This is a genomic window from Phytoactinopolyspora alkaliphila, from assembly GCF_010550695.1.
GTDB classification, from domain to species: Bacteria; Actinomycetota; Actinomycetes; order Jiangellales; family Jiangellaceae; genus Phytoactinopolyspora; species Phytoactinopolyspora alkaliphila.
In genome coordinates this window covers 221,326-248,264 of record NZ_JAAGOB010000001.1, presented here as the reverse complement: position 1 = coordinate 248,264, position 26,939 = coordinate 221,326, and the positions used below count along the sequence as shown (strand labels likewise).

23 protein-coding genes and 1 tRNA gene are annotated in these 26,939 nt (G+C 67.7%); 10 read left to right on the top strand and 14 right to left on the bottom strand.

Going from position 1 to position 26,939, the window contains the following annotated elements:
- Positions 1 to 58 precede the first annotated feature (58 nt).
- The gene (locus tag G1H11_RS01000; RefSeq protein WP_163815187.1) at positions 59 to 1,594 is read right to left on the bottom strand and encodes a golvesin C-terminal-like domain-containing protein; all 1,536 of its coding nucleotides are present in this window, start codon (positions 1,592 to 1,594) and stop codon (positions 59 to 61) included.
- Between the two features lie 136 nt (positions 1,595 to 1,730).
- Positions 1,731 to 3,122: a MocR-like pyridoxine biosynthesis transcription factor PdxR gene (gene pdxR, locus G1H11_RS00995; protein WP_163815184.1), complete on the bottom strand. Its 1,392-nt coding sequence runs from the start codon at positions 3,120 to 3,122 to the stop codon at positions 1,731 to 1,733.
- 76 nt (positions 3,123 to 3,198) lie between these two features.
- Here pdxR and G1H11_RS00990 point away from each other — a divergent pair, with 76 nt between their 5' ends.
- Positions 3,199 to 3,921, top strand: a complete 723-nt coding sequence (locus G1H11_RS00990; RefSeq protein WP_163815182.1) for a pyridoxamine 5'-phosphate oxidase family protein — start codon at positions 3,199 to 3,201, stop codon at positions 3,919 to 3,921.
- Here G1H11_RS00990 and coaE read toward each other — a convergent pair.
- Complete coding sequence (coaE, locus tag G1H11_RS00985; protein WP_163815180.1) at positions 3,918 to 5,105, bottom strand: dephospho-CoA kinase; 1,188 nt, start codon at positions 5,103 to 5,105, stop codon at positions 3,918 to 3,920. The genes G1H11_RS00990 and coaE overlap by 4 nt on opposite strands.
- Before the next feature lie 214 nt (positions 5,106 to 5,319).
- Between coaE and G1H11_RS00980 the strand changes: the two genes are divergently transcribed.
- The 3 genes from G1H11_RS00980 to G1H11_RS00970 are packed head-to-tail and all read left to right on the top strand — an operon-like array spanning position 5,320 to position 7,585.
- Positions 5,320 to 5,937 (top strand): TasA family protein, encoded by a 618-nt coding sequence (locus G1H11_RS00980; protein WP_163815178.1) that lies wholly within the window; start codon positions 5,320 to 5,322, stop codon positions 5,935 to 5,937.
- Between the two features lie 9 nt (positions 5,938 to 5,946).
- Positions 5,947 to 7,002, top strand: coding sequence for a hypothetical protein (locus tag G1H11_RS00975; RefSeq protein ID WP_163815176.1), 1,056 nt, complete (start codon positions 5,947 to 5,949; stop codon positions 7,000 to 7,002).
- Between the two features lie 4 nt (positions 7,003 to 7,006).
- Positions 7,007 to 7,585, top strand: a complete 579-nt coding sequence (locus tag G1H11_RS00970; RefSeq protein WP_163815174.1) for a hypothetical protein — start codon at positions 7,007 to 7,009, stop codon at positions 7,583 to 7,585.
- Here the strand turns inward: G1H11_RS00970 and G1H11_RS00965 are convergent.
- The 4 genes from G1H11_RS00965 to polA form a co-directional block, all read right to left on the bottom strand.
- Positions 7,530 to 8,204 (bottom strand): hypothetical protein, encoded by a 675-nt coding sequence (locus G1H11_RS00965; protein ID WP_163815172.1) that lies wholly within the window; start codon positions 8,202 to 8,204, stop codon positions 7,530 to 7,532. The two genes, G1H11_RS00970 and G1H11_RS00965, sit on opposite strands and share 56 nt — an antisense overlap.
- Positions 8,205 to 8,471: 267 nt before the next feature.
- A complete protein-coding gene (gene rpsA / locus G1H11_RS00960; protein ID WP_163815170.1) occupies positions 8,472 to 9,956 on the bottom strand; it encodes a 30S ribosomal protein S1 in 1,485 nt (494 codons plus the stop codon).
- A gap of 215 nt (positions 9,957 to 10,171) precedes the next feature.
- Entirely contained in the window at positions 10,172 to 11,689 is a 1,518-nt protein-coding gene (locus G1H11_RS26260) for a lytic transglycosylase domain-containing protein (protein ID WP_216843309.1), read from the bottom strand.
- Between the two features lie 137 nt (positions 11,690 to 11,826).
- Positions 11,827 to 14,520, bottom strand: a complete 2,694-nt coding sequence (polA, locus tag G1H11_RS00950; protein WP_216843308.1) for a DNA polymerase I — start codon at positions 14,518 to 14,520, stop codon at positions 11,827 to 11,829.
- A gap of 101 nt (positions 14,521 to 14,621) precedes the next feature.
- Here polA and G1H11_RS00945 point away from each other — a divergent pair, with 101 nt between their 5' ends.
- From G1H11_RS00945 to G1H11_RS00925, 5 genes are all read left to right on the top strand, one after another.
- Positions 14,622 to 15,020 carry a hotdog fold thioesterase gene (locus tag G1H11_RS00945; RefSeq protein WP_163815879.1) on the top strand — a complete coding sequence of 133 codons (399 nt, stop codon included), beginning with the start codon at positions 14,622 to 14,624 and terminating at the stop codon, positions 15,018 to 15,020.
- Between the two features lie 106 nt (positions 15,021 to 15,126).
- A complete protein-coding gene (locus tag G1H11_RS00940) occupies positions 15,127 to 16,425 on the top strand; it encodes an ABC transporter permease subunit (protein WP_163815168.1) in 1,299 nt (432 codons plus the stop codon).
- Positions 16,426 to 16,437: 12 nt separating this feature from the next.
- A complete protein-coding gene (locus G1H11_RS00935; RefSeq protein WP_163815166.1) occupies positions 16,438 to 17,433 on the top strand; it encodes a branched-chain amino acid ABC transporter permease in 996 nt (331 codons plus the stop codon).
- Positions 17,423 to 18,400, top strand: coding sequence for an ABC transporter ATP-binding protein (locus G1H11_RS00930; RefSeq protein ID WP_163815164.1), 978 nt, complete (start codon positions 17,423 to 17,425; stop codon positions 18,398 to 18,400). Before G1H11_RS00935 ends, G1H11_RS00930 begins: the two co-directional genes overlap by 11 nt.
- Positions 18,390 to 19,163, top strand: a complete 774-nt coding sequence (locus G1H11_RS00925) for an ABC transporter ATP-binding protein (RefSeq protein ID WP_163815163.1) — start codon at positions 18,390 to 18,392, stop codon at positions 19,161 to 19,163. Before G1H11_RS00930 ends, G1H11_RS00925 begins: the two co-directional genes overlap by 11 nt.
- 170 nt (positions 19,164 to 19,333) lie before the next feature.
- Here the strand turns inward: G1H11_RS00925 and G1H11_RS00920 are convergent, their stop codons facing one another.
- The 4 genes from G1H11_RS00920 to G1H11_RS00905 all read right to left on the bottom strand — a co-directional run bounded on the left by G1H11_RS00920 (position 19,334) and on the right by G1H11_RS00905 (position 23,666).
- Complete coding sequence (locus G1H11_RS00920; RefSeq protein ID WP_163815160.1) at positions 19,334 to 20,686, bottom strand: ABC transporter substrate-binding protein; 1,353 nt, start codon at positions 20,684 to 20,686, stop codon at positions 19,334 to 19,336.
- 208 nt (positions 20,687 to 20,894) lie between these two features.
- Complete coding sequence (locus G1H11_RS00915) at positions 20,895 to 22,196, bottom strand: ABC transporter substrate-binding protein (protein ID WP_163815159.1); 1,302 nt, start codon at positions 22,194 to 22,196, stop codon at positions 20,895 to 20,897.
- Positions 22,197 to 22,199: 3 nt separating this feature from the next.
- Positions 22,200 to 22,847: an ANTAR domain-containing response regulator gene (locus G1H11_RS26745; protein ID WP_343074785.1), complete on the bottom strand. Its 648-nt coding sequence runs from the start codon at positions 22,845 to 22,847 to the stop codon at positions 22,200 to 22,202.
- Positions 22,848 to 22,898: 51 nt separating this feature from the next.
- On the bottom strand, positions 22,899 to 23,666 hold the full coding sequence (locus tag G1H11_RS00905; protein WP_163815157.1) for a transcriptional regulator: 768 nt from the start codon (positions 23,664 to 23,666) through the stop codon (positions 22,899 to 22,901).
- Positions 23,667 to 23,868: 202 nt separating this feature from the next.
- On the opposite strand from G1H11_RS00905, the gene G1H11_RS00900 reads away from it, so the two are divergent.
- A tRNA-Leu gene (locus G1H11_RS00900) sits at positions 23,869 to 23,942 on the top strand.
- 77 nt (positions 23,943 to 24,019) lie between these two features.
- Here the strand turns inward: G1H11_RS00900 and G1H11_RS00895 are convergent.
- From G1H11_RS00895 to pyk, 3 genes are all read right to left on the bottom strand, one after another.
- Positions 24,020 to 24,580, bottom strand: coding sequence for a hypothetical protein (locus tag G1H11_RS00895; RefSeq protein ID WP_163815155.1), 561 nt, complete (start codon positions 24,578 to 24,580; stop codon positions 24,020 to 24,022).
- A complete protein-coding gene (locus G1H11_RS00890; protein ID WP_163815153.1) occupies positions 24,517 to 25,050 on the bottom strand; it encodes a hypothetical protein in 534 nt (177 codons plus the stop codon). Before G1H11_RS00890 ends, G1H11_RS00895 begins: the two co-directional genes overlap by 64 nt.
- A gap of 429 nt (positions 25,051 to 25,479) precedes the next feature.
- Complete coding sequence (pyk, locus tag G1H11_RS00885) at positions 25,480 to 26,919, bottom strand: pyruvate kinase (RefSeq protein WP_163815151.1); 1,440 nt, start codon at positions 26,917 to 26,919, stop codon at positions 25,480 to 25,482.
- Positions 26,920 to 26,939: the final 20 nt, after the last annotated feature.

The following is a 26,939-nucleotide window of genomic DNA, read 5'->3' as shown; positions in this document are numbered from 1 at the left end:
TCGCAATCGTGGGCGAAATGTCCGTTTCCAACGACCTTAACCCATGCCAGGGGCGGCGTCAGGCGAGACGGGAGATTCGGACGGCGTCGGCGATCACGTAGCCGCCGCCGGAGGTCCACCTGCTGACGCCCACCACCTGCTTCGCGCCGGCTGTCATGGAGAAGGTGCCGACCGAACGCCACGCCCCACCACCCGTGCGCTGATTCACTTGGACCGTCTGGTTCCCGCTCGAGGTCGCCACCACGTAGGGAGTGCGGTCGTTGTAGCCGGAGTTGGCCGGGTACCAGACCTCGACCCGATGCGTTCCCGCCTCGGGCAGGGTGGCGGAGAACCAGGCCGCGTCCGACACCGGCTCCGGCGTGTTGAAGTGGTAGTTGTCGCCGTAGCGCTGCGACGAGTACGACGACGTCTCCCAGCTCGGGCCCGCACTGAAGCCCGCCGAACCGTTGTCCACGATGGTGCTCCATACCACCTCCCCACCGCCGTCTCCGGTCACGTAGTTCATGTACCGGGTCCAGTCCCAGATCTGGCCCGGGCACGGGGTCGACGACGCCTGGTTGTGCCCGATAATCCGCGACCGCGTCTTCGGGATCCCGTACATATCACAGACGTGCCGGGTCAGTGCCGCCGACGAGCGGTACATCGCCTCCGTGTACCAGGAGGCCTGGTCGAAGTAGCCCTCGTGTTCGATGCCGATCGACTGCCGGTTGTAGGTGGAGTTGCCGGCATGCCACGCGTAGTCCTTGTGCCGCACCATCTGGGTGACCTGCCCGTCGGACGAGCGGATGCAGTAGTGGGCCGAGACGTTCGACGACGGGTTCTGGAACCACGAGATGCTGCCGGCGTAGGTGCCCTGCATCATGTGGATCACCACGTAGTTGATCGGGTAGCTGCTCGGCCGGTTGGACACGGTGTAGTTGCTCGAATGCGCCGCGGCCCACAGCGCGGGCGGATAGTCGGCCGTCAGCACACCCACGTCGCTGCGGGTCGTCAGCACCGCGCCCCGGTCCGGCTCCACCGGCTGCGGGTCGAGGATGACACCGGATGCCGACGCGCCCGTCCAGAGCGACTCGTACACGCCGTCCGCGTAGAACCGCGCCACGTAGCCGTTGGCGGCGCCCGAGTACCGGGCGACGACGGGGTACCAGGCCCCGAGGTCGGCGCGCGCGGCCCGGGAGAAGCCGGCGTCATCGGCATAGGCGCGCAACACCGCGGCCGCACCGTCGATGTTGGCCGCCGGGTCGGTGCGCAACTTCCCCGGTGCGCGGCCGGTCAGCGACGCGGCTTCGGCCAGGGTCCGGTGTTGCGGATTGCTGACCAGGTGCATGATGCCGTAGCCACGGGCCTGGCTCGGGCCGTCATGCTGGGTCAGCCGCGTTTCGGCATGCCCGACGGCCACCAGGAGATCGCGGGGCACGCCGTGGGCATCCGCGGCGATCTCGAAGGCCCGGGCCAGGCTGCTGTCGGTACGTGCCTGCGCGGGCAGGGCGAATCCGGACACACCGGCGGCAGCTCCCAGCAGGGCGCCGCCGCCGAGTGCCAGGGCGCGGCGCCGGGTGAGGTGGGAGGGATCGGATGGGGGGACAGGGGGCATGGCACTTCCTCCTGGATCGAAAGGATCTCCACGTAGGCCTGGAATGTATTCGCAAATCTTCGGCTCGTGAACCCCTATTAGAGAATTCTTTCCAACCATTGGGTGTGCCGCAGGAGAACTCGGCGGTATCAGCCGGCTACCCCCGTGCGAGGTTCAGGAAGACTTCGAGGCCACGCTCCAGGTCATCGCGCCGAGCCGGCGCCGCGTATCCGAGCGTGATGCCGGCCATATCCGGGACTCCGGCGAAACAACGCCCCACCCCATCCAGGGCGACACCGGAGGCGGCGGCCGCCGCGATGGCCCACCGTTCGTCGTCCGGACCGTCGACGAGCGTCACCAGGTGTGCCCCAGCTCGATCGCCGACGACGACGCGACCAGCCGTGGCGAGCTTCGATGCGACGATGTCGCGCCGCACGGCCAGCTCACGCCGGACCCGGCGCAGATGCCTGGACAGGTCTCCGGACTCCGCCATCGCGGTCACCACCCGCTGCCCGGCGAGCGAAGGCCCGATACCGGCCGAGTTCCGGTACGCGAGCACCGCGGCGATGATGGAGCGAGGCGCCACCATCCACCCCACCCCGAGCGTCGGCGTCATGATCTTGCTGCTGGTTCCGAGATGGACGACGACGTCGGGCCCGACGGCGGCGAGCATGGGGAGGGGCGCGACGTCGTAGCGCAGCTCACCGTCGTAGTCGTCCTCGATGATCGTCGCCCCGGTGTCCCGCGCCCACTGGACGAGCGCCATCCGGCGGCTGGCACTCAGCCGCGCTCCGAGCGGGAACTGGTGGGCGGGGGTGCAGTACACCGCGCGCGCGTTCTCGGGCAGGTCGTCGACCACCAGTCCCCCGCCGTCGACCCGCACCGGCAGGACCCGCAGCCCTGCCGCTCGCAGCGCGCCGACCGCGCGTGGATAGCCGGGCTCCTCCACCGCGACCGCGTCACCGGGTTCGAGCCACGCGAGCGCGAGTTCGGTCAGCGCAGCGCTGGTGCCGCCGGTGGCCAGGACCGCGCCACCGGAGACGCCGAGACCGCGATGCCTGAGCAGGTGTTCGGCGACGGCCGCCCGATAAGCGGGCAGGCCGGCCCGTACAGGGCGCGGATCTGGCGCCGCGTCACCCGCGCGTCGCCACGCCCGGCGCCACGTGGACTCCACGAGACCCGCCGCCCACGGCGACCCGGGACGCAGGTCCACCTGGGCATCGGGAGGGGCGCTGCTGCCGCGACGCGGATCCGTGCGTACGGATCGGGTGGTACGACGTAGCCCACCGGGCACCGGTGGCTCAGCCGCGAGAAACGATCCCGAGCCGTGCTTGGCCTCGATCCAGCCTTCCGCGACGAGCTGCTCGTACGCCGCTGCCGTGACGGTCCTGCTGACGCCGAGCGAGGCGGCCAACGCCCGCGTCGACGGCAACCGGTCACCGATGCGCAGCAGCCCCTGCGCGGCAGCTTCCCGCAGGTGGTCGGCCACCTGCCGGGCCAGCGGCCGCGACGCGCGCCGGTCCAGCGTCATCGGCAGTTCAGGCACCATGGCTCGAAAGTGGCCTTCCTGAATCGTCAGTGATTGGCCGTTCAAGAATGCCACACCAGCCCCGACACTGAAGGGCATGACCGATCTCAGCCAGGCACCAGACACCGTTCGTGGCTCCGCAGCCACCGCCGTTCCGCTCTCGCCGACGAGCCGGAGCACGGTCCGTCGCGGGGCCAAGCGGGCGCAGACCGAGCGCGCCCAGCTGTACGAGCTGCTCGATTCCTGCCTGATCTGCCATTTCGGCATCGTCCGCGACGGAGCACCGGTAATCTTGCCAACGGGATACGGCCGCTCCGGGGACACGCTCTACCTACACGGTTCCACCGGCTCGGCCAGCCTCGTCGCCGCTTCCGGCGGAGCGCCCATCAGCGTCGCGGTCACCCGGCTGGACGGTGTGGTCTACGCCCGGTCGGTGTTCCATCATTCGATGAACTACGCCAGCGCCGTCATCCACGGCGTTCCACGGGTGGTCGATGACCCGGATGAGAAGGTCGAGGCCCTGCGGCTTCTCACGGAGCACATCGCGCCGGGCTCCTGGTCGAACACGCGCCTGCCGACCCGCAAGGAGCTCGCGGCCACCAGCGTCATCGCGGTGTCCCTCCGGGAAGCGGCGGTGAAGATGCGCTCAGGACCTCCCGGAGACGACGACGAGGATCTTGTCACGCATCGGGAATGGGCGGGTGTGCTGCCGTTGCACCTGGCCTGGGGCGAGCCCGAGCCGTGTCCCCTTCTGCCCGCTGGGGCCCCGGTACCCGAACGCGTCGCGATGCGGGCGCCGCTGGATGCCGCAGGGCGCTAGTGCCCTGTGGGCGAGATCCAGCCGGTACGCTCCGCCCACGTATCCGCGCGGGCCAGCGCGGTTCTGAGCCACGGAGTCTTGGCGGCGGCGTAGTCGTCCATGCGGTCATACCGGTGCCGCGAGAGGCGACGCTTGAGGTCGGCGTACTCGCGCACTGCCTCCGGTGTATCCCGCAGCCAGTCGCGGAACAGCAGAACATCCCGGACCGCCGGCGACCCGGCCGGGCGGACGTGGACGTTGACCGCACGCGCCGGATCGGCGTTGCACGCCAAGGACTTCCCCTCCCGCGAGCCGTCACGCAGCGTGTCGAACCAGCGGCCAGGCATCGGAGCGAACCCCGCGTCGGACAGTTCGGCCGCCAGTGCGACCGCCGTCGCCAGGTCGTCGGCCACCACCTGGACGTCGATGACGTCCTTCGCCGGCAGGCCGGGAACAGCGGTAGAGCCGACGTGGTCCACCCGCCGCGCGCGGTCACCGGCACTGTGCTCGATACGCGCGACCAGCCGGTTCCCAGTCGCCGCCCACGAGGCATCCGCCTTCTCGATGACCGGCTGGCTCGGCCGCGGCGCCGGGCGCGCCTGGCGGCAGTTCGCCTCGAAGTCCACCAGCCGGTCCGCCCAGAGCGCGCCGACATCGGCGAGGAGGCGCTCGACCGGACCGGAGTTGTCGAGCCACACGTCGGCCGCGGCCCGGCGTTCCTCGACGGTCGCCTGAGCCCGGATCCTGGCGCGTGCGTCGTCGGCACTCAGCCCTCGCGACACCAGCCTCTCGATGCGAATGCCTTCCTCAGCGTGGACCACGATCACCAGTGGATATGCCACCGCCAGGCCATTCTCGACGAGGAGCGGGATGTCCTCGACGACGACGGCGTCCACCGGAGCCGCGGCTACCAGCTCCGTACGACGCTCATGGACGCGCGGATGGACGATCGCGTTCAGCTCCGAACGGCGCTCGTCGTCGGCGAACACCAGCCGGCCGAGGGCGGGGCGGTCGAGCGATCCGTCGGGCTTCACCACGCCGTGGCCGAAGTGAGCGACGACGGCCTCGAAGCCTGCAGTTCCCGGCGCTACCACCTCACGGGCGATGTGATCAGCATCGATCACCACCGCTCCGAGCGACCCGAGATGACGGGCGACGGTTGACTTTCCGGCACCGATGCCTCCTGTCAATCCCACACGCAACACGGAGACAACTCTAGGTGATTGCACGGAGGTCACTAATCGTGACGAACTGGCTCGCTTGACATCACAGAGAGTGACGTCCATTGTTGGTAATCACGGGCACGAGAAGCCGCGCCGGGGGGCGCGGTTCAGGGGGCACTCGCCGGGGGGCGTTGCTCGCGAGGGGGGCATTGGGGGCATTGTTCGCGTCCGCATGTCAACAAGAAGGGTGGGCACAGTGTCCGTAACGGAGCACGCTCACAAGAACCACGCCGGCCCTGGTGGAGGCCGAGTACGCTCATTCCTCGCTCTCGGTGCCGTCCTCGGCATCGGTACCGCCGTCACACTCGCCCAGTTCACCGACTCCGGCGACGTGGTCGCCGAATTCTCCACAGGCTCCGTCGACATCGCATTCGACGGAGACAACGAGGGCAATCCCGAGCCCTACGTCTTCACGTCGCTGTCCCTGGACAACGCCGGCCCGGGTGACACCGTCGTCGCCCCACTCGAGGTCAACAACAACGGTAGTCTCGACTTCGACTACGCGATGGACACCGAGGTCGGACCGCTCGGTGACGGCGACCAAGCGGAGGCGGACGCTCTCGCGGCAGCTCTGGAGCTCACCATTGTCGGCGTCGGCTCGGCGGCTGCCTGCGACGAGGCGGCCTTCGACGCGCCGGGTGATCCCGTCTTCGGACCGGCCGCCCTGCCCGGTGGTGAAATCGCCGAACCCGGCCGATTCCTCGCCGAGGGCGACTCCGAAGTCCTCTGCTTCCGGGTGGACGTGGGCGAGGCGGCACCGCAGGGAGCGGGCGCCACGGCCGTCTTCGGTTTCCTGGCCACCCAGTCCTCGTAGCGCGGGCGTGTGTCCACCCGCATCCGCGTCTGGCGCCGGGCCGCACACGAGACGCTGTTGACCGTGGCGGCGGCGATCGGCGTGCTCTGCGCCGTCGCCGCGCTCGCGGCCGTCCTGCTCGAGGTCCGGCCCCTGGTGTTCCGGTCCGGTTCGATGGCGCCGGAGATCCCGGTCGGCTCGCTCGCCCTGGCGCGGAGCACGCCGGCGGAGGAGATCGTCGTCGGGGATGTGATCAGCGTCTTCCGGGCCGACGGCGCGAGGGTGACCCATCGCGTCGTCTCAGCAGAGCCGGTCGGTGGTTCCGCCGTCCGGTTCGTCCTGCAGGGCGATGCGAACGCGGATCGAGACGCCGTCCCCTACGTGGTGGACGAGGCCGACCGGGTCTTCTGGTCCCAGCCGGGTTGGGGGCGGGTGGTCCGGGAGGCGCAGTCGACTCCCGTGGTATTCACCGCGGGCGTCGTCGTCGGCGCTCTGCTTGTCACGTCGTTCCGGCGACGTCCGCAGCGCTCAGGCGGGAACGGCTCCGCGGACCCGCCAGCTGGTAGCACGGGCGACACCGCAGACGAGCACACGCGGGGCGACACGGCGCCCGGTCGCCGGACCACCGGCGCCGTGGGCACAACCGCCATGTGTGTGCTCGCCGCCGCTCTCGCGGTGTCCACTGTGGCCCCCCGCGTCACGGGAACCATGGCCGCCTTCGCCGACCTGGGCGAGACGTCGTCTCAGGTCACGACGACCACAGTGCGACCAGTCACCAACCTGCGCTGCAACGACCCGGGTCTCACCCAGCATGCGCAGATCCGGTGGAACGCGCCAGATGAGGGACCGGCACCGACGGGCTATCGCGTCGAAATACGGACCAACACCACGAACGCGCTGGTCACCCAGATCACCATGGGCGCCTCGGCCCGTCAGTATCAAATTCAGCCGAACCTTCTAGCTCTCGGAACGTTTCGTGTCTACGTGATCAGCCTGTACGGGCAGAGCTGGCGATCCCAGCAGCCTTCCATCCCGGCATTCGTTCGGATCAACGTGCTGACCGGACTCGCCTCGGGGTGTGGTTGATCAGATGACCGCCCCCGAATGGCTGGACGTGAGATCGGAGCCGTCGGCTCCCGAGTTCGACGGCCTCGCCCCCGGCTCGACCGTCGAGTGGCTGGCCATCGTCACGAACACCGCCGCTGAACGGGCCTCACTGGCGCTCACCGTCATCGGCGACGACACACCCCTGACGGGCATCGACGGGCTCCAGTTGGAGATCGAGAGCTGCCCCGGCGACTGGATCTCCTCCCCGGAACAGCGCGGACCGTACTCATGCACGGGGGATACGAGTACGGTCCGCGCGCTGTCCGCTGTGGGCGGCGACGAAGCGATCCCGCTACCGGACATCGGCAGCGGTGAAACCCGCGAATACCTCGCCCGCGCCACACTGCCGGCTGACACGGGCAACGATCTGCAAGCTCAGGACGGCCAGATCCGCCTGAACTTCACCAGCACCATGGGCACGGACGGCCCGGACATCCCGGATACCGGGGCCGATCTGGGCCTTCTCCTGATCCTCGCAGTCCTGGCCGTGGCGGCCGGGCTGACGCTCAGGACTCTTCGGGTGCCTCATCGCCGAGGATCTCGGCCGCCAGCTCGAGGATGACCACCACCTCCGCCGCGTCGGGCACCAGGCCGCGTCGCAAGGTGATCACATATGTGCGCACTCCCCTGGCGACAATGTAGGTCACCTCGTCGTCATCGGTCAGCAGATAGCCTTCCGTGCCGCCGATGGTCTGCGGTTCGACGTCGCGCGAGGTGGACCCAAGCGTGGTGTCGATCCGACCGGCCGCGGTCTCCTCGTCCACGTACGAGCTGACGGCGACCTCGACGGCCGGCCCGTCCGCCGACGGCGACGGAGACGGAGACGGAGAGGAACCCCCGGTCGGCACACCATACCGACAGGTCAATCTACCTGTGCGGCCAGAGTCCGCCAGGTAGTCGTCGTTGTAGACCCGCTGAGACTCGCCGTCGAGAGGCGTCTGCAGGATCTGCACGACCCGCCCCGCGGTAAGCATCTCGCCACACTCGAACGGCACATCGAGGGCGTCCGTGGGATCGCCCGCGGGTTCGGTGGGCTCGGCGGTGTCGACGGCGTCTTCAGGCGTCTCGGTGGCGCCGGGAACCTCGGGTACCTCTGGCTCCTGCTGATCGGTGCAGGCGGCGAGAGACAGCGCCATCGGGACGACAGCAAGGGCGGCGTACCGACGTAGTACTCGATTCACCAGACAACCGTACCGGCTTGCCGGAGGCCACCCTCATGATCACCAGTCACGATTCTCCTACATCCAGGCCACCGATCGGTCGCGTCCCGTTACCAGACCACCCGCCAGCGAAAACACCGAGAAGTTGCGCAACAGGAGGGAACGGCAAGGGCCGGGAGAGATGTCTCCAGCCGACGCTAAAGCCGGAGGCCGTGAAATGCTCTTTCTTCACGGCCGTAGGCCTGTCGGCAGGAGACATCTCTCCCGGCCCTCAACAGATGCCAGCGATCAGTTGCCGGTCAGCTTCTCCCGCAACGCCTGGAGCGCCTCGTCGGAAGCGAGCGTGCCGCCTTCGTCGACCTGGTCGGCAGGCGCCGACGAGTACTCGGACGGGTTGTCCGCCTTCGCCTCGGCATCGGCGACCTGAGCGGTCTGGATCTGATTCTTGTGAGCTTCCCAGCGCGCGTGGGCCTCGGCGTACTGCCGCTCCCACTCCTCGCGCTGCTTCTCGTAACCTTCGAGCCAGTCGTTGGTCTCGGGGTCGAAGCCCTCGGGGTACTTGTAGTTCCCCTGCTCGTCGTAGTCGGCGGCCATACCGTAGAGCGTCGGGTCGAAGTGCTCCGACACGTGCTCGGCGGTGTCTCCCTCATTCGCCTGCTTCAGCGAGAGCGAGATACGACGACGCTCCAGGTCGATGTCGATGACCTTGACCATGGCGTCCGCACCGACCTCGACGACCTGCTCCGGCACCTCGACGTGGCGCTCGGCGAGCTCGGAGATGTGCACCAGGCCCTCGATGCCGTCGTCCACCCGGACGAAGGCACCGAACGGCACCAGCTTGGTGACCTTACCGGGCACGATCTGGCCGATCTGGTGGGTACGGGCGAACTGCTGCCACGGGTCCTCCAGCGTCGCCTTGAGCGACAGGGAGACACGCTCGCGGTCCATGTCCACGTCGAGCACCTCGACGGTGACCTCCTGGCCGACCTCGACAACCTCCGACGGGTGGTCGATGTGCTTCCAGGACAGCTCCGAGACGTGCACCAGACCGTCGACGCCGCCGAGATCGACGAACGCGCCGAAATTGACGATCGAGGAGACGACGCCCGAGCGGATCTGACCCTTCTGCAGCGTCTGCAGGAAGGTGGAGCGCACCTCGGACTGCGTCTGCTCGAGCCATGCCCGGCGGGACAACACCACGTTGTTGCGGTTCTTGTCCAGCTCGATGATCTTGGCCTCGATCTCCTTGCCGACGTACGGCTGAAGATCGCGGACGCGGCGCATCTCGACCAGCGATGCGGGAAGGAAGCCACGCAGACCGATGTCGAGGATGAGACCACCCTTGACGACCTCGATGACGGAGCCGGACACGACGCCGTCGGCCTCCTTGATGGCCTCGATCTTGCCCCAAGCCCGCTCATACTGCGCGCGCTTCTTCGACAGGATCAGCCGGCCCTCCTTGTCCTCCTTCTGGAGAACAAGCGCCTCGACGTCGTCACCGACGCTGACGACCTCGTGAGGATCGACGTCGTGCTTGATCGACAGCTCTCGCGAAGGGATGACGCCTTCGGTCTTGTAGCCGATGTCGAGCAGGACCTCGTCCCGGTCGACTTTGACGACGGTTCCGGACACGATGTCGCCGTCGTTGAAGTACTTGATGGTCTCGTCGATCGCGGCGAGGAAGGCCTCCGCGGACCCGATGTCATTGACCGCCACCTGCGGCGATGCAGGGGTCTTAACAGTGGGTGTTTCAGCCTCGATGCTGCTCGTCATGTGGAAGCGGGCTCCGGACAGTTGTGTATGCGGTACGTGACGCCACGGGCCCTTTTGATCGCCGAGCCGAGGGACGGAGAATCTGGCAGAGCACCGGCCGACCGACAAGAACGAGCGCGAGCCTGCTCGGTCCGAGGACGCGCAAGCCCACAGCGCACAGGATAGGCTACCTGGCCGCGGGGCGAGCGGTCAATTAGATCAATGTCGCGATCAGGTCACGACCTCGGCGACTGTATACGCCTCGGGGTCTCGCTTGCCAACGGCGCGGTCATCGAGGGCTCCGGCGACTGCTCGGGTTCGTGCTCGCCGTCCTCGTTGTCGTCCTGGTCCGGGTCCTCTAAGCACTCCGAATCCGGTGCCTCGTCGCCATCCTCGGATTCCGCGATGGCGGACTCCGTATCTGTTTCCGAACGGTCCTCAGCGTCCAGCGTCGGCGTCGGTGTGTCCGTGGCGGTCTCGGTCGGCTTCGGGCAGTCCGGGGGCTCCGGAGGGTCCGTCGGTTCCGGAGGGTCCGTCGGTTCCGGAGGGGCCGTCGGTTCCGGAGGGTCCGTCGGTTCCGGAGGGGCCGTCGGTTCCGGAGGGTCCGTCGGTTCCGGGGACTCGGTGGGTTTCGGAGTCTCGGTCGGTTCCGGGGACGTCGTCGGCTCGGCGGTCGGCGTCGAGGTGGCGGTGGCCGTCTTCGTCGGCTCCGGCGTCTTCGTCGGCCTCGGTGGCTTGGTCGGATCCGGGGACGTCGTCGGCCGGGCGGTCGGCGTGGCCGTGGGGTCGGGCGAATCTGTCGGCTGCGGGCTCGGACTGGTCCGGGGAGACCCCGCCGACGGTCCATCACGTCCTGGCGAGGTGTGAGTCGCCGCTGGCCCGGATGACGCGGCACCCGGCCCGGCCGCGGCGATGACCGTGGCCGCTCCCTCGTCGTAGGCGTCGATCCACCCGCGGACCTTCGCCACATAGGCGCTCGAGTGGTTGTAGCGCATCAGGGCGGCGCTCAGCCCCGCGTCCGTGGAGAGATCCGCGCCGCCGAAGCACAGGTAGCGAGCCGCCGAGAGCGTCGCGTCGAACACGTTGTGCGGGTCGGCGACGTCGTCTCCGGTGGCGTCCGTCCCGAACGCCCGCCACGTACCCGGGATGAACTGCATGGGACCGACGGCGCGATCCCACACCGTGTCGCCATCCCAACGGCCGCCGTCGGAGTCACGGATGGCCCGGATGCCGGGACCACCGTTCAGCACCGGCCCGAGGATGCGCGGCTGAGTGACACCGGCCGCGGTGACCTGGCCGTTGCGCGCGTGGCTGGATTCGACCTTGCCCACGCCGGCAAGGATCTGCCAGCGGATCCGGCAGGCAGGCTGACGATCGTTCCACTCATCGGCGGCTTGCTGGTAAGCACGCAGGACGACGTCCGGAATCCCCAGGCCGCCTCCGCCGGTTGCCGTGCCGCCGGTCAGGGCCGACGGGCCACCGGCAGTGGACTCCGGGTGTTCGCCATCCACCGGCTCGTCCTCCAAAGCGGTGACCGACGCCTCTGCGGTCCCCCATTCGGAGCGTGGATCGACATCACGTGCGGCGGTCTCGGTTTGAAGGATGGACGCGGGGGCGGACTCACCGTAAGCGGCGGCGCCCGCGGCCACGGTCAGCCAGCCCGCGTTCGGACCCGGTTCCACCGCTGAGCTGCCCAGACAGAACAGGCTGGCCGCGGTGACCAGACCGATGACTACACGCAGTGCACGCCGCACACAGACCTCCGCTCGACCACACGCCAGGCCTTGGCCCCACCCACAGGACCTCCAGTCACGAGCCTGTCACGAAAAGGGCAGATTTCGCTACCGTTCGCCGGACTTCGCACGCGAGAACTTTGATCGCGTGCCGGCGGTCAGTGTGCCGCGTCCTGCCACGTGCGACCCGCGCCGACCGAGACCTCGAGCGGGACTCGCAGCTGGTACGCCGCGCCCATTTCCCGCCGTACCAGCTCCTCCACGGCCTCGCGTTCCCCTGCCGCGAGCTCGAGGACCAGCTCGTCGTGGACCTGAAGTAGCATCCGCGAGCGGAAGCCCTCGCTGCGAAGCGCTCGTTCCACGTTGAGCATCGCCACCTTGATGATGTCTGCCGCCGAGCCCTGAATCGGCGCGTTGAGCGCCATCCGCTCGGCCATCTCCCGGCGCTGCCGGTTATCGCTGGTGAGATCGGGAAGGTAACGTCGCCGGCCGAGGATGGTCTCGGTCCATCCTTCGCCCGCTGCCCGTTTGACAACTTCGCGCAGGTAGTCGCGGACACCGCCGAAACGCTCGAAGTACTCGTCCATCAGCTTCTGGGCCTCGCCCACCTCGATGGTGAGCTGCTTGGACAGGCCGTACGCGGACAGCCCGTACGCCAGCCCGTAATTCATGGCCTTGATCTTTGCCCGCATCTCACCCGTGACGTTCTCGGCCGGGACGCTGAAGACCCGGGCGGCGGTCACCGAGTGGAAGTCCATGCCGGACGCGAACGCCTCGATCAGGCCGTCGTCGTCGGACAGATGCGCCATGATGCGCATCTCGATCTGGCTGTAGTCAGCGGTGAGGAGACTCTCATAACCCTGGCCCACGACGAATGCCTCGCGGATCCGGCGACCCTCCGCCGTGCGGATCGGGATGTTCTGCAGGTTGGGATCGGTCGACGAAAGCCGGCCGGTGGCAGCGATGGTCTGGTGGAACGTGGTGTGGATGCGGCCGTCGTCGGCGACGGACTTGAGCAGACCCTCGACGGTGACCCGCAGCTTCGACGCGTCGCGGTGCCGCAGCAGCGCCTCCAGGAACGGATGCTCAGTCTTGGCGTAGAGCTCGGCCAGCGCATCGGCGTCGGTGGTGTAGCCCGTCTTGGTGCGCTTGGTCTTGGGCATGTTGAGCTCCTCGAACAGCACCACTTGCAGCTGTTTCGGGGAACCGAGGTTGACCTCGTGGCCGATGGAAGCGTAGGCATCCGAGGCCGCCGTGGACACCGCGCCGGCGAACGAAGACTCGAGCTCCTCCAGATAACCCACGTCGACGGCGATGCCGGTGCGCTCCATGCCGGCCAGAACAGAGACGAGCGGCAGCTCGACCTCATCCAGAAGCGTGCGCCCGCCCCGCTTGTCCAGCTCGGCGTCGAGGGCGTGCGAGAGGTCGAGAACGGCACGCGCCCGGATGGCCTCGTCCCGGCCCAGCTGTTCCTCGTCGCCGCCGTCGAGTGAGAGCTGCACCGCGGCTCCCCCGGACTCGGCGCGCAGCTCGCGCCCGAGAAAGCGGAGCACGAGGTCGGCAAGATCGTAGGAGCGCTGCCCCGGCAGGGCCAGGAAGGCAACGAGAGCGGTGTCTGTGGCCATGCCCTGCACCGGCCACCCGCGAGCGGCAAGCGCGTGCAGCGGCCCCTTGGCGTCGTGGAAGACCTTGCGACGATCCGGGTCGGCCAGCCAGGCCGCGACCGCGGCGTCGTCCTCGGGAGGGAGCGACGCCGGCTCGAACCAAGCGCCCAGACCGGTGGACGTGGCGATCGCGATCTCGGTCATCTCGCCGGTTCCGCGCCCCCACGAGCCGCGAACCGACACACCCACCAGGCTGCCCTCGGCGCCGGACGTGTGCTCGGCCAGCCAACCGGCAACCGCTCCGGGCTGAAGCTGAACGGTCTCGATCTCGAACCCTTCATCGGCCTCCGGCTCGCCCGCGTCGAGGTACTCGTACAGGCGATCCCGGAGAACGCGGAACTGGAGGGTGTCGAAGAGCTGGTGTACCGCCTCCCGATCCCAGGGCTGACGGATCAGGTCGTCGATGCGGACGTCGAGCGGAACGTCGCGGACCAGCTCGGTGAGCTGGCGGTTGGTCATGATCTGGCCCAGGTGAGCGCGCAGAGCGTCGCCGACCTTGCCCTTGACCTCGTCGGCGCGGGCGACCAGCTCGTCCAGGGAGCCGAACTGGACGACCCACTTGGCGGCCGTCTTCTCCCCGACGCTCGGGATGTTCGGCAGGTTGTCCGACGGGTCGCCGCGAAGCGCGGCGAAGTCCGGATACTGCGCAGGTGTCAGGCCGTACTTCTCCTGGACCGCCGCGGTGGTCATCCGGGCCAGATCCGAAACGCCTCGCTTCGGGTAGAGCACGGTGACATGGTCGCTCACCAGCTGGAAGGCGTCACGGTCTCCGGTGCAGATGAAGACGTCCACCCCCTGGGCCTCGGCTTGCGTCGCCAGGGTGGCGATGACGTCGTCGGCCTCGAATCCATCTTTCTCGACATACGGGATCCGCAGCGCGGTCAGCACCTCCTTGACGAGTCCGACCTGTCCCTTGAACTCGTCCGGAGAGCTGGTGCGGTTGGCCTTGTATTCGGGAAACGTCTCACTGCGGAACGTCTGCCGCGAGACGTCGAATGCGACGGCCACGTGCGTAGGGGCCTCGTCGCGCAAGACGTTGATCAGCATCGAGGTGAAGCCGTAGACGCCCTCGGTGTGCTGACCGGTGGTGGTCACGAGGTTCGCGTCCTTCAGGGCGTAGAACGCCCGATAGGCCAGCGAATGACCGTCGAGGAGCAGCAAGCGGGGGGTCTCAGCAACATCAGCCACGGCGCCACCCTAGTCCGCGGCACCGACAATGTCGCCCGGCCCTGCCGTGAGGAAGAATCGGCATCGTGAACGACACACCCGAGACACCCGCGGCCACGGCCATGCTCACGGATCTGCCCGTTTCCGAACTCGACACGCGGATGGGCATCACCTACGTTGAGGCGACTGCCGAGCGAGTGGTGGCGACCATGCCGGTAGAGGGCAACACCCAGCCCGTCGGCCTGCTGCACGGCGGGGCGTCGTGCGTGCTCGCCGAGAGCCTGGGCTCGATCGCGGCCACGCTGCACGGCGGGCCGGACAGGATGCCGGTGGGTGTCGACATCAATGCCACGCACCACCGGGCGGTCCGGTCCGGTCTCGTCACCGGCGTGGCCACACCGGCGCACCGCGGTCGCAGCTTCGCGACCTACGACATCGTCATCACCGATGAGGCAGGTCAACGCGTGTGCACTGCGCGGATCACATGTTTCCTCCGGCCTGTTTCGACCGATAACACCTAGTTACCGTCTGGTATCGGTCTGGACACATCGGGCACTCGGCTTCGGTGTTCCGGCCGATACCGGCTATGCTCCCCGCACCGAATCCAAGGAGAACACGGGGAGCCAGGTGGCAATTGGTGTCGTACCGCGCGTCGCGCGGACTCTGGCCCTTGTACTGGCCGGCCTATTCGTGGCTGTGCTGGCCGGTGCGGCATTCGCACCCCTGGCACAGGCGAGCGGTTCCACGGAGTCCATCCGGGGCACGCTCGAGGAGCGGACCGCTGACGACGAGCGGATTCCGGTGCCGGGCGTGCGCATCGCCATCGAGGGCGAGGGCTTCGAGGGCGAAGGCGTGACCGACGAGAACGGCGACTGGCTGGTCGAGCTGCCGGGCCCGGGTTCCTACACCGCCGCGCTGGACGAGTCCACACTGCCGGACGAGGTCGTCCTGCGCGATGCCGAGGACAACCCCTGGTCTGGTGAGGTTCGCACCGGGCGGAGCCAGGTGGTCCGGTTCAACCTCGGCGAAGGTGTCGCCAGGTCGGCCAGCACCCTCGACCGCATCCTCGAGCGCGGCTCTGTGGGCCTGCGATTCGGCTTACTGCTCGCCCTCGCCGCGGTGGGGCTATCTCTCATCTTCGGTACCACCGGGCTCACCAACTTCGCCCACGCCGAACAGGTCACGCTGGGTGGCCTCCTGGGGTACACCTTCGCAGCGGGTATGGGCGTCCCGCTGGTTCTCGCCGCCGTGATGGTCCTGATCGCAGGCGCCCTGTTCGGCTGGACGCAAGATGCGGCATTGTGGAAACCGCTGCGAAGACGCGGGACCGGAATCATCCCGATGATGATCGTGACGATCGGGCTGTCCCTGTTCGCGCGTTCGGTAGTGCAGGCGTTCTACGGCTCGTCGCCCCGCTCGTTCCCACACCGCTCGCCGGTGGTGGATCTCGGACCTACGAGACTGACCGTCTACGACTACGTGACGATGGGTGTCGCGGCCGCCCTGCTCGTCGCCGTCGCCTACGTGCTCCTGCGCACACGCTGGGGGAAGGCCACCAGGGCCGTGTCCGACAATCCGGCACTGGCAGCGGCGTCGGGCATCAACGTCGACGCCGTCGTGCGTGGAGTATGGACCGTCGGAGCCGCACTGGCTGCGCTCGGCGGCATGTTCCTCGGCCTGTCGCAGCAGGTCAGCGCTCAGATGGGCGTGAACATGCTGCTCCTGATGTTCGCCGCCGTGGTGCTCGGTGGCCTCGGAACGGCGTTCGGCGCGATGGCCGGCGCCTTGATCGTGGGAGTGTTCATCGAGGTGTCCACGATCGTGATACCCACCGAGATCAAGAACGTGGGTGCGTTGGCCATTCTCATCCTCATCCTGCTGGTTCGCCCCCAGGGCATGCTCGGCCGGCGCGAGCGGGTCGGTTAAGGGAGGAGGATCATGGACTGGAACTCGCTGGTCGCCAACAGCTTCCACGCGGCATTTGGGGTCAACGCCATCGCGTACGCGATCGCCGCCATCGGTCTCAACATCCACTTCGGCTACACCGGGCTGCTGAACTTCGGGCAGGCAGGTTTCCTCGCGGTGGGTGCCTACGGCACCGCGATCTCGATCGTGCACTTCGACGTCCCGTACTTTCTGGCCGCGCTGATCGGCATGTCCATGGCCGTGCTGCTCGCGCTGCTCCTGGGCCTGCCCACCCTGCGCCTGAGAGCCGACTATCTGGCCGTGGCCACCATCGCGGCCGCCGAGATAGTCCGGTTGGTCATCGGCTCAACGGTCTACGCACGCTGGACGGGCGGCTCGTCCGGCTTCTCCGGTGCCTTCTCCAATGCGTTCTACAATGCGAATCCCCTCCCAAACGAGACCCTCCATTTCGGGCCTGTGTCGGTGACTCCGAACCGGGCCTGGTTCATGATCGTCGGATGGTCGCTGGTCGCGGTGATCGCATTGTTGGTGTGGCTGCTCGTGCGCAGCCCGTGGGGACGCATCCTCAAGGGGATCCGTGAGGACGAGGACGCCGTCCGCAGCCTCGGCAAGAACGTCTTCGCGCGCAAGATGCAGGCCCTGATCATCGGCGGCGTCATCGGATCTATCGCGGGCATCGCCCTGGTCACCGGAGAACGAGCCGTCCTGCCCAACGTCTTCGGGACACAGCTGACCTTCTTCTTCTGGACACTCCTGCTGCTCGGTGGCGTCGCGCGCGTCCTGGGACCCGTTCTGGGCGCGGTGATCCTCTGGCTGGTCTTCGCGGTCACCGAATCCATCCTCCGGTCCGGGGCCAGCGCGGGCTGGGTCCCCGAGGCCCTCGTCTCCCAGTCGCAGATCGGGCTGATCCGCGTCATGCTAGTGGGACTGGGCCTCATGTTGTTGATGATCTTCCGCCCACAAGGCATCGTGGGAGACCGAAGGGAGCTGGCATTCGATGTCCGCTGACGCCGCCCCCGGACCCGCGCCGTCCACGGCACGCAGGCTCCACGACGTCCCCACGGTCCCGGGAGCGCCCAAGCCCGACCCGATCCTGGTGGCCGACAAGGTCAGCCGCCGGTTCGGCGGGCTGACCGCAGTCGACGTCGACCACATCGAGATCCAGCGTGGCGTGATCACTGCCCTGATCGGTCCCAACGGCGCCGGGAAGACGACGTTGTTCAACCTGCTGACCGGCTTTGACCGGGCAGACACCGGGAGTTGGACATTCGAGGGCACGCCCTTGGCCGGCAAACCGGCGTATCGGGTCGCGCACGCCGGCATGGTGCGTACCTTCCAGCTCACCAAGGCGCTGTCGCGGTTGCCGGTCATCGAGAACATGCGTCTCGGAGCTACCGGCCAGCGCGGAGAGAGCCTGTGGCGAGCCATGTTGCCCTTCACCTGGCGGGCGCAGGAAGCGGCGATCACCGAACGCGCCGATGAGCTGCTGCACCGGTTCAAGCTCCATGCGCTCCGGGACGACTTCGCCGGCTCCCTCTCCGGCGGGCAGCGCAAACTGCTGGAGATGGCACGGGCGCTCATGTCGGAGCCCACCATGGTGATGCTCGACGAGCCGATGGCAGGGGTCAATCCGGCGCTCACCCAGTCATTGCTCGGCCACGTCAAAGACCTGCGAGAACAGGGCATGACCGTGCTGTTCGTCGAACATGACATGGATATGGTTCACGACATCGCGGACTGGGTGATTGTGATGGCGCAGGGATCCGTGGTGGCCGAGGGGCCACCGGACGTCGTCATGGCCGATCCCGTCGTCATCGACGCCTACCTCGGCGTCCATCACGACGCTCCGGCCACCGAAGCCGAAGAGCGCCAACAGCTCGCGGAGGTCGAATCCCGGCTCGAGAAGGAGTTCTCCTCACCCGACGACGATTCCGAGGCCGCCGAGCCGGCGCTGGGAGCCCGTGATGAGCACTGACGGCACCACTGTGGACCGGGGCGAGCACCTCGCCCAGTCGGAGACGGCCCTCCTGCACGCCGACGAGATCGTGGCTGGGTACTTTCCCGGCGTCAACATCCTCAACGGCTGCGACCTCTATCTCGCCGACGGTGAGCTCGTGGGCATCATCGGCCCCAACGGCGCCGGCAAGTCAACACTGCTCAAGGCGCTGTTCGGTCTCGTCAAGATCACATCCGGCGGCGTCGTCTATCGCGGTGAGGACATCACAGGCCACAAGGCCAACGTGCTGGTCTCCCGCGGAATCGGCTTCGTCCCCCAGACCAACAACGTCTTCCCGTCGCTGACCATCAGCGAGAACCTCCAGATGGGCGCGTTCCAGTCGCCGCGCAAGTTCGCCGAGCGTTTCGACTTCGTCGTCGGCCTGTTCCCCGCCCTCGCCGACCGTCGGCATCAGCGGGCCGGCTCCCTCTCCGGCGGAGAACGGCAGATGGTGGCCATGGGCCGCGCACTGATGATGGAACCGTCGGTGCTTCTGCTCGACGAGCCCTCGGCCGGCCTCTCCCCCGCCATGCAGGACGAAGTGTTCATCCGTACCCGGCAGATCAACCGGGCGGGAGTGTCGATCATCATGGTCGAGCAGAATGCCCGGCGGTGCCTGCAGATCTGCGACCGCGGCTATGTGCTCGACCAGGGCCGTAACGCCTACACGGGAACCGGTCCTGCCCTGCTCGACGATCCCAAGGTCATCGAGCTGTACCTCGGGACACTCGCCCGCGTCTGATCCACACGCCGCTTCGACGGCTCATTGCATTCATTCCTGGCGGACGCGGACGCGGGCCCGCCTGTCGGCGCGTGTTCCGGCCAGGTCAGCACACGAACGACGAGGGCCGCCTCACCACGACGGGTGAGGCGGCCCTCGTCATTCGGCTCGCCGTGCCGGCGAAGTCTCGCTCACTCGATGTCGAGCGTGCGGGCCTCACGGTAGACGGGAACATTGCTGGCGTCGAAATCGTAGATGCCGATGAAGGCGCTCTGCGGGTCACCGTTCTCGTCGAACTCGATGGGCCCGGAGATGCCCTCGTAGTTGATCGACTCACCGGATTCGATGAGCGTCTTGCACTCCGCGAACGTGGAGCATTCCGTCCCGTCGGTGCCGGACACGTCGACCATCTCGGCCGCGATGTCGGCGCTCTCGGTGGAGCCGGCCTGGATCGCGGACAGCGCCACCAGGATGATCGCGTCGTAGGCCTCGCCAGCGTACGTCCACGAGTCCAGGTCCGGGGTCACCTCGAGCAGGCGCTCGGCGAACGGCGTTCCTTCCACACTCTGGCCCGGGATGGTTCCGGTGGCGCCTTCGACGACACCTTCGGGAAGGCCGGGCTCATCCTCGGTGGGGCCGACGCTGAGGTCCTTCGTGTTGCCGTCCACCAGATAGAGGCCGGACAGGTCATCGAACGCCGACTCCAGCTCGGGAATGATGGAGTAGACCTGGTCGTAGCTGACCACGACGATCGCGTCGGGCGACTCTGCCGCCAGCGCGGCGACCTCGGCGCTGTAGCTCTCCGCGTTCTCGGCTACCGCTGTCTGCACGACCACCTCGACACCGGCGCTCTCGACAGTGGAGGCCACCGCTTCCGCGAGCCCCTCGCCGTAGGGCGAGTCGATGTAGAGGATGCCGAGCGTCTCGTGCCCGTCCTCAAGGATGACCTCGCCGAGGATCTCACCCTGCAGGACGTCGGAGGGCGCGGTGCGGAAATACAGTCCGTTAGTCTCCCAGTCGGTGACCTCGACGCCGGTGTTGGACGGCGAGATCTGCAGAATGCCAGCGCCGGTGATCTCGCTGTACACGCGCTGCGACATGCCCGTGGCGGCGGCGCCGAGGATGGCGTCGACGCCCTGGTTGATCAGGCTGTCGGCGGACTGGCCGACGATGTTGAGGTTGGCGTCGCCCTCGTCGGCGTTCACGAGCTCGACCGGCGCTCCGTCGATGCCGCCGTTCTCGTTGATCTCTTCGACCGCGACCGCGGCGCCGGTCTCCATGGGCGGGCCGAGGAACGACAAGCTCCCGCTCTGCGGCAGGAGAGTCCCGATGGTCATAGCGGGGTCGCCTTCGGCCGGCTCGAACTCGCCCTCTGCCGGGGGCTGTTCCTCGCCGCCCTCGTCACCCTCGCCTTCGGGCTCTTCGGTGGTGACACCGCCGTCGTCACCAGGCTCTTCGGCGTCGTCTCCACCGCATGCGGCCAGCACGAGCGAGGCCACACCCACCACGGCGAGCGACCGCCAGAGTCGCATTCTGCGGTTCATCTGTGCTCCTTCTTCGGGCGGCACCGTCCGCAGCCGAACCGTGTCGGGGAGGTCCTTCACGACCCGGCCCCACCAGGCTTCGCAAAACGGTGCCAATAGTCCATGTGATCGTCAGAACTTAGTTCACAGAACGGCGCAGCGCACGCATCGAAATGGACCTGCAACACGTTGTTAGTGGACTGTGATGTGTCACGAGCGTCCACCTACGTCATTCCTGGGCCGAAACCGGCACCAAAGTGCCGCCGCGAACCGTTGTGATGACCGGTGCCGCACCCAGGCGGTCACCGAACTCGTCGAACGCCACCTCACCCGTGACACCGGCGAACGAGACCTCCGCCATCTCCCCTACGCAACCTCGCCGTGCCGAGGACGGTGAGTCGGCGGACGGCAGGCACCGGCTGAGAACCTCGCCCACGGCATATCCCGCATCGAACGCGGCGGCCCCGTGAGGCCCGAGCGCGGAACCCGCGGAATCGAACAGGCCATCCAGCTCGGCAGGTGGTTCCGGCTCCGTCCGGGAAAGCTCGCCGCTCCCAGCGCTCAGCGCGCCCTCGGCCGCGGAGCCTGCCTCCGCGAGGAAGTCATCCGTCGCCAGGACCGAGCCGCCCAGTAACGTCATATCGAGGCCGCGGTTCGCGATCTCGTCGGCGACCCGGGCCGCGACTTGCGCACGGCCGGACACGAAGACCGCTTCGGCGTCCTCATCGCGCGCCTCCTCCAGCATCGCCGGGACGTCGTCGACCGTGACGGGCGGAGCGCTTCGGGTTCCACCACTGCTGTCGTCGTCACCGGCCTCCTCGCCATCGCGGTCCTGGTCGGCGCCGGCCTCGTCGCCGGCCTCGTCGCCGGCCTCGTCGTCGCTCGACTCGTCGTCCGGCGGATCGTGTTCATCGACCCGGAGCGCGTCACCACCGGTCTCCCGGAAGGCCTCCGCGAACTGGTCTGCTTCGCCGGTGTCTCCCGCGTCGATCACGGCGATCTTGGCTAAGCCCAGGGCACCGGCGGCGTGCCGGGCGAGCTCCCGGACCGGATCGTCGCTCGCCACGGTGGTGCGGAAGTACGTCGAGTACGGCCGCAACGGCTGCGCCGGATCGGCTCCACGCACATGCTCCGGCGTGGTGTCCGCGGGTGAGACGAAGAGGAGATTCGCGGAGTCGAAGACGGGCTGAACGGCGCGGACAACGTCGGTGGAGAGTCCTCCGACAACGGCGACCACGTCGTCGGCCACGATCTGCCCGGCCACGTCGGCGAGCTGGTCCTCCTCCGTGACGTCGCCCACCGTCTCGACGGTGACGGTCCACCCCGCGATGTCATCCGTACGTTCGCCGACAGCCGCCTCGACGGCGGCGACGACGCCCTCTCCGCTCGCGGTGCCCTCGGGCACGAGCACGACCACCGTCGCTTCTTGCTGGATCGGACCGTCGCTTCCGCCTATCTGGTCGAGAACACCGCATGAGGCGAGAACCAGCGATGCGCCCGCGGCGACGGCCGCCGCGTACCGGCCACGCACGGATCAGCTGTCCTGCGGTTCCGGCGCTCCGGGGTCCTCCGCCATCTCGGTGCTTTCGGACAGCACCACCTGGGCGACGTTGCGCATCGAGGTGCGCTTGTCCATCGCCGCCTTCTGGATCCAGCGGAACGCGTCCGGTTCGCTGAGGCCGTACTTGGTCTGCAACAGTCCCTTCGCCCGGTCGACCAGCTTGCGGGTCTCCAGGCGCTCGCCGAGGTCGGCGACCTCCTTCTCCAGCTGCGAGATCTCTTCGTGCCGGGAGAACGCCATCTCGATAGCGGGCACCAGGTCACTCTTGGAGAACGGCTTGACCAGGTACGCCATGGCGCCTGCCTCTCGTGCCCTCTCCACCAGGTCACGCTGGGAGAATGCAGTCAGGAAGAGGACCGGCGCGATGCGCTGGCCCACGATGCGCTCGGCGGCGGAGATTCCGTCCAGCACCGGCATCTTGACGTCCATCACGACCAGGTCCGGCCGGTGCTCCTCGGCGAGGCGGACCGCTGTCTCGCCGTCAGCCGCCTCGGCGACCACGTCATAGCCCTCTTCCCGGAGCATCTCGATCAGATCGAGACGGATCAGCGACTCGTCCTCGGCCACAAGGACGCGTCGGGCGGGAGCGGTCTGGCTGTCGGTAGCTGGCGTATCGGTCACCCGGGCAGCTTAGCGGCTATGGACCCTGCCGCGTCACCTGGCTGGGGCGTGTCAGGTCTTCGGCCCGATGAAGGAGTCGAGGACGGCGACGCTCGCCCGCTTCGCCACCGAGATCACTCGCGGCCTGCTCTGCCGCCACTCGATGCCAAGCAGGTCACACGCGGCTGTGAAGATGTCCCGGATGTCGACCGAGGCGTTCGTGAACTCGTAGCGCGGATAGGGCGCGTAATGAGTGCCGTATGCCCGGTTGAGCGCCCGGCAGCCGTCGGAGTGAATCAGCCCGCGAAGGAGGGGCCCCGGATCCGCCTCGACGAGCTCCTGCTGCCATGGCGCCAGCTCGATCTTTCGCTCATGCTTGCGCCCAGGCCCGTGCTGCGGGAACAGACATGCCCAGTGTTTCGAGTTTGCGTATATTTCGGTGCATCCCACTTTCTGAACCCGCCCCACCTTGACTGGAAGCACTGCGCCGATGGCTTGCTCGCACCACTGCATGAGCTGGGGATAGTCATCACAACAAATGATGCGCAGCTTGTACACCCCCTTCTTGTCCAGCGACAGGCACCCATCGCCAAGGTAGAGGCCGAGGAGGTAGACATACTCTTCCCTGGGAATACGGTCTAGCCGGCTCATGCAAACGGGGCATGCGTACCGGGTGTATCCGGACGTACCAGCGCGATGACCCTCGAAGTCCGGAACATTTCCCAGAAGCCACTCCCGAATCGTCCAGCGCGAGATGCCGGTAGCCCGGGCGATCTCAGACTTGTTCAGGCCGTCGGCCCAGAGCTTCTTCACAAGCGCGACTTCCTCTAAGGTGCGCATGCCAGCACTCCTCATCGCGTGACAGATATCATCGATACGGGCCAAGAAGGCCCATGTACTCACAAGCAGAAGCTATCGGCCGACACCGACAGAGTTGTCAGGATTCATGTCCTGTACGTCAAACGCCCATGGGGCGCCTCCGACCACATCGCCAGACCCGGTAGACTTGGCTGCGTCCGCGCGCAGGTAGCTTCTTTCCGTGGGCCCGGTAGGCAAACTGGCAAAGCCGCGGCACTCAAAATGCCGTGTTTGTGGGTTCGACTCCCACCCGGGCTACAGCGCTAGATGTGCTGGTACGTGAGATCGGGGCGCCGGACCTCCAAAGGTCCGGCGCCCCGATGCGCGTCGTACGGTCAGGAACAGGCCGACGTGTACTCGTAGGCGTCGGCCGTCGGGCCGGTCACGCCGGACTCGACGGTCGACAGCCCGAGCGATCCCTCGGCGTCCGGCTTGTTGATGACGGCGGTGCGCACCGCCACCTCGTTCGGGTCGCCGCCGAACGTCGCGGTCGGCAGCATCCCCTCGTAGTCGACGTCGAGGCCGTCGACGACGCCGCGCACGCCCGACCGGGTCAGATCGCCGCTGGCGGCCGCCGCCTCCAGCGCTGCCTTGATCGGATACGACCACACCCAGCCGAAGATGTAGCCGTCGTTGTCCGGCAATGCGCCGCCCAGCGACTCACGCAGGGCGTCATGTCCGGCCGACTCGCCGTCGATGCCCTCCCACGGGGCGACGTTCGTGTATGCGACGGTCGGCGCCTCCCCGGCCGGAGAGCCCAGCAGCGCCGGGTTCCAGGTCGGTGCGGAGCCGATGTCGTCCGCGTAGGCGCCTTGGGCTGGCACGGTCTCGTTCAACGACGCCTCGACGCCCACCCACCCATGGAAGCCGCCATTGTCGTCGACGATCTGCAGCATGGGCTTGACGTGCGAGTGCCCGGTGTAGCAGTACTCGCCCGGCCGTCAGCGTTCGCCAGCCGCCAGCTCCACATCGTGTCCCGGCGATGCCCGATCGGGCTACGGGCCGGCGAGACGTAGTAGTCCGTTCCCGGGCCTCCCCCGCCCGTGGTGCGGGCACCGAGACAGCTGCCGCCGCTGCATACCGACCAGTCCCGCACCCAGAACGGCGAGCCGTCGCCGCTGTCGATAAACGGGGGCTGGTTGGTGGCCGTGGTCTTCCACAGGCGGTAGGAGTGCTCGAACTGCCAATGGTCGGCCGCGGCGATGGTGGACATGGGCATTCGGGCGCTCCACGCCGCGTTGCTGCCGTAGCCGTATCCGTGCGTGGCGCCGAAGCTCGAACCGGAGAATTCCAGGGTGGCCAGCGCGCCGTCGGCGGCCGAGGCTATCGTCCACTCCTCCCAGCCGCCGTCTCCGCTCCACGTCACCCGGACCGTATTGCCCGTCACGGTGTAGGTGCCGGTGAGCGTCTTGGACGCTCCGGTCGACTGGTAGCCGCCGGCGGTCTGGATGCTGCAGGACCGAGTGGGACATCCCTGAGCCGTGAATCCGGTGTATGTGCGCGTGACCCGGACCCGCTGACTCCAATGCCAATGTCGCTCGTCGACCGTGCCATCAGCATGGAAGTCGTACTGGCCCAGGCGGACCCAGTTCTGCGTCGAGGGGGCGCGCGGACATCACGACATGCTTGCGCCGCCGGAGCACAGGGTGGCCCTGGTGCGTAGCCGAAGTCCTCGTGTTCCGCGCTCTCTTGCGCTCCTGGAGGCGAAGTGGCTATCACCGCATGCGGCGAGCGTGAAGTCGCGAATGCCCGGCCAGCACATGGCGGGCCGGGCATTCCAGACGCGGTAGGTGACTCAGTTGTAGGCGGGTGCGACGTTGCCGACGGCATCGCCGATACGGTGCACGCGCATGGCGTTGGTGGAACCGGGAATGCCTGGAGGGGAGCCGGCCACGATGACCACCAGGTCACCCCGCTCGCATCGTCCTTGCTCCAGCAGAACCCGGTCTACCTGCTTGACCATCTCGTCGGTGTGCTCCACATGGTCAGCCGGGAAGGCTTCGATCCCCCACGACAGCGCCAGCTGATGGCGGGTCGTCTCCAGCGGGCTGAACGCCAGCAAGGGGATGGAGGTCCGTATCCGCGACATGCGGCGAGCCGAGTCGCCACTCTGCGTGAACGCCACGATGTACTTGGCATCGAGCAGCTCCGCGGCCTCAACCGCGGCCTTGGTGATCACGCCACCCTTGGTGCGAGGCTTGGTGCCGAGCGGCGGAATGCGGTCCAGGCCATGCGCCTCCACCGTCTCCACGATCTTGCTCATGGTGGCGACCGTCTCGATCGGGTAGCTCCCGACGCTGGTCTCGCCGGACAGCATCACCGCGTCCGCGCCGTCGAGCACCGCGTTGGCGACATCGGAGGTCTCCGCCCGCGTCGGTCGCGGATTCCCGATCATCGAGTCGAGCATCTGCGTGGCGACGATCACCGGCTTGGCCCGACGACGACACAACGACACGGCCTGCTTCTGAACCAGCGGCACGTCCCACAGCGGCAACTCGACCCCGAGGTCACCGCGGGCGACCATGACGCCGTCGAACGCATCGACGATCTCCTCCAGATTCTCCACCGCCTGCGGCTTCTCCACCTTGGCGATGACCGGCAGGCGGATGCCCTCCTCCTGCATGATCTGGTGAACGGGCTCGATATCGGCCGCGGAGCGCACGAACGACAACGCAATCATGTCGGCGCCGGTGCGCAGGCCCCAGCGAAGGTCCTCGATGTCCTTCTCGGACATAGCCGGAACGCTCACCGCCGTGCCCGGGAGGTTCAGTCCCTTGTTGTTGGAGACCCGGCCACCCAGGACGACCCGGGTGACGACGTCGCTGCCCTGCACGTCCTCGACCTCGAGGGCGAGGCGGCCGTCGTCGACGAGTACCTGGTCGCCGCGCTTCACGTCGCCCGGCAGCCCGGTGTAGGTGGTGGAGCTACGCTCCACGTCGCCGGAGATGTCATCAGTGGTGATGGTGAACGTCGCACCGGGCTCGAGGACGACAGAGCCCTGCTCGAACGTACCCAGACGGATCTTGGGGCCTTGCAGGTCGACAAGCACGCCGACATTGCGGCCCAGCTCGGCTGCAGCCTTGCGGACCCGGGCGTACCGTTCCTCGTGCTCGAGATGGCTGCCGTGGCTGAGGTTGAAGCGGGCCACGTCCATGCCTGCCTCGACCAGTTCCTGCAGTCGCTCAGGGGAATCGGTCGCCGGACCGAGGGTGCAGACTATCTTCGCTTTACGCACGTCTATCAACTCTAGACCCA

Bases quoted from the DNA above. Each gene is read 5' to 3' on its own strand.
- G1H11_RS01000 (WP_163815187.1), bottom strand. From the start codon at position 1,594: ATGCCCCCTGTCCCCCCATCCGATCCCTCCCACCTCACCCGGCGCCGC.
- pdxR (WP_163815184.1), bottom strand. From the start codon at position 3,122: ATGGTGCCTGAACTGCCGATGACGCTGGACCGGCGCGCGTCGCGGCCG.
- G1H11_RS00990 (WP_163815182.1), top strand. From the start codon at position 3,199: ATGACCGATCTCAGCCAGGCACCAGACACCGTTCGTGGCTCCGCAGCC.
- G1H11_RS00970 (WP_163815174.1), top strand. From the start codon at position 7,007: ATGACCGCCCCCGAATGGCTGGACGTGAGATCGGAGCCGTCGGCTCCC.
- rpsA (WP_163815170.1), bottom strand. From the start codon at position 9,956: ATGACGAGCAGCATCGAGGCTGAAACACCCACTGTTAAGACCCCTGCA.
- G1H11_RS00945 (WP_163815879.1), top strand. From the start codon at position 14,622: ATGCTCACGGATCTGCCCGTTTCCGAACTCGACACGCGGATGGGCATC.
- G1H11_RS00935 (WP_163815166.1), top strand. From the start codon at position 16,438: ATGGACTGGAACTCGCTGGTCGCCAACAGCTTCCACGCGGCATTTGGG.
- G1H11_RS00930 (WP_163815164.1), top strand. From the start codon at position 17,423: ATGTCCGCTGACGCCGCCCCCGGACCCGCGCCGTCCACGGCACGCAGG.
- G1H11_RS00925 (WP_163815163.1), top strand. From the start codon at position 18,390: ATGAGCACTGACGGCACCACTGTGGACCGGGGCGAGCACCTCGCCCAG.
- G1H11_RS00920 (WP_163815160.1), bottom strand. From the start codon at position 20,686: ATGAACCGCAGAATGCGACTCTGGCGGTCGCTCGCCGTGGTGGGTGTG.
- G1H11_RS00905 (WP_163815157.1), bottom strand. From the start codon at position 23,666: ATGCGCACCTTAGAGGAAGTCGCGCTTGTGAAGAAGCTCTGGGCCGAC.
- G1H11_RS00895 (WP_163815155.1), bottom strand. From the start codon at position 24,580: ATGCTGCAGATCGTCGACGACAATGGCGGCTTCCATGGGTGGGTGGGC.